Origin of the sequence: Limnobacter sp., from assembly GCF_964228395.1 — a bacterium.
GTDB lineage: Bacteria > Pseudomonadota > Gammaproteobacteria > Burkholderiales > Burkholderiaceae_B > Limnobacter.
The window spans coordinates 1-2165 of sequence record NZ_CAXQZX010000044.1 but is presented as its reverse complement, the minus strand read 5'-3'; the positions used below and the strand labels follow the sequence as shown (position 1 = coordinate 2165).

The following is a 2165-nucleotide window of genomic DNA, read 5'->3' as shown; positions in this document are numbered from 1 at the left end:
AAGCCGATGAACTCTACAAACATGCGCTTGCTTTGGGATGCACCTGCGAAGGCCCTCCCGGGGAGCGCATGCCCGGGTTCTACGCGGCTTACTTCCGCACACCTGAAGGGCACAAAATGAACGCCTACAAGTTGGGCTGAGTGCCTGCTACCATCAATCATCCAAGGGCTTGCAATGCAAGCCCTTTTTCATTGCAATGGCGCTTGGAGTTGATCTGCAGTTCCTGCTGGTTTTTGCCTACTTGGTGGTGTCGGCATCTGCGTGATAAAAACGCTTAAAAACAAAAAACCCTCGCCTTGTGAGCGAGGGTTTTTTTAGATTTGGCGCGGCTGGCAGGATTCGAACCCACGACCCCTTGGTTCGTAGCCAAGTACTCTATCCAACTGAGCTACAGCCGCTGTGAAGAAGCGAGATTATGCACAATTAATGCTCTCAGCGCAAGCCCCGGCGTTCAAATCACACAAATAATTTAGCAAAGTTGTAAAACCCTGCAGCACACTACCGCACCATGTACTTGCTCGCCAGCGCTTTAAAGGCTTGCTCTTGGGCATCCAGCAAAGCCTCGCTTTGGTTTAGTTCGCTGGCAAGCACCCGGCGAACTTCGGGCACACAGTCCAGCGCGGCTTGAGCGTCTAAAAACAGCGCCCTGCTTCGCCTTGCCAGCACATCTTCAATGGTCATGGCCATTTCTTCAAGCACGGCCTGGGCAATTTCAGCTTCATTCAATTCGAGCGAGGGGTGCAATTGCGAGCCCGGTTTGCGGGTGGGCAGATCATCTTCCAGGCGCAGGTTACGCGTGCGCGTGGGCTTGTTAAGCCACCCTTGTTGCTCGCACACCAGGTCGATCACTTCTTCAGCCATGCTTCGGTACGTGGTCCATTTGCCGCCCGTGATGGTCACAAGGCCGCTGGGGTCGGTGATGATGGTGTGTTCGCGCGAAATACTCTTGGTGTTTTGCGTGCCGCCGCCACCGGCTTTTACCAAGGGGCGCAGCCCAACAAACACACTGCGCACATCGGCCTTGGTGGGCGCTTTGGCCAAATATTGGCCCGCAGTATTCAAAATAAAATCAATTTCTTCAGGCAAGGCAGCGGGCTCCCAGGGAATGTCTTCTCTGGGCGTGTCGGTGGTTCCAATCAATGTTTTTCCAAGCCAAGGCACCACAAACAACACTCGACCATCGCTGGTTTTTGGTACAAGCATGGCCTCTTTGGCGGGATAAAATTCTGGCCCCACTACCACATGCACACCTTGGCTGGGGCTCAGCATGGGCTTGCTGCTGGCGTTGTCGAGTTTGCGCAGTTGATCAACCCACACGCCAGTGGCGTTGATTACTGCCTTGGCACGCAGGGTGTAAACGGTTTCAGTCCATTCGTCTTTGGCCTGCACGCCACACACTTTGTCGCCGTCTTTTACAAAGCCAGTCACCGGCATGTAATTCACTGCCATGCCTTTAAGCACATGCAGGGTTTTCATCAGCGCAATGGCCAGGCGAGCATCGTCAAACTGGGCATCAAAATACCGCACCCCACCAGCCAATTTTTTTTGTGAAATGGTGGGCAACACACGAAGCACCTCGGCTTTGCTCATCAAGGTGGTGGGGCCCACACTGAGCTTGCCGGACAACCATTCATAAGCCTTCAAACCCACCCAATAAAACAGCTTTTGAACCCAGTTGCGCACGGGTATGACAAAGGGCATGGGCCGAACCAAATTGGGTGCATTGCGCAACATCCGGCCCCGCTCCTCCAGCGCCTCTTTGACCAAAGCAATGTTGCCCTGTGCAAGGTAACGCACACCCCCATGGGCCAACTTGGTGGCTCGCGAGCTGGTGCCCTTGGCAAAGTCGTGCGCTTCCAGCAGCAACACCCTCAAGCCGCGGCTGGCCGCATCCACGGCACTGCCCAGCCCTGTGGCGCCACCGCCAATCACGATCACGTCCCAGGTGTACCCCTGCTCGGCCTGCTTGCGCAGGGATTCAATGTGCTGCTTTCTACTCAGCATGTGCCCATCCTTTGGCGCGTTCTACTGCGCGGTGCCAGCGGTCAAGCAGCGCACCCCGTTCATCCATGCCCATGGTGGGCTCAAAAGTTGTGTCAATTTGCCAATTGGCAACCAGTTCGTCTTCGCCACCATACACACCCACGGCCAGGCCAGCGAGGTAA

Annotated in this window: 1 protein-coding gene and 1 tRNA gene; both read right to left on the bottom strand. The window is 55.4% G+C overall.

The window, feature by feature from the left end:
* Window positions 1–321: 321 nt before the first annotated feature.
* Window positions 322–398 (bottom strand) — tRNA-Arg (locus ACEQU8_RS03300).
* Window positions 399–498: 100 nt separating this feature from the next.
* The gene (locus ACEQU8_RS03295) at window positions 499–2004 is read right to left on the bottom strand and encodes an FAD-dependent oxidoreductase (protein ID WP_370261442.1); all 1506 of its coding nucleotides are present in this window, start codon (window positions 2002–2004) and stop codon (window positions 499–501) included.
* Between the last annotated feature and the right edge of the window lie 161 nt (window positions 2005–2165).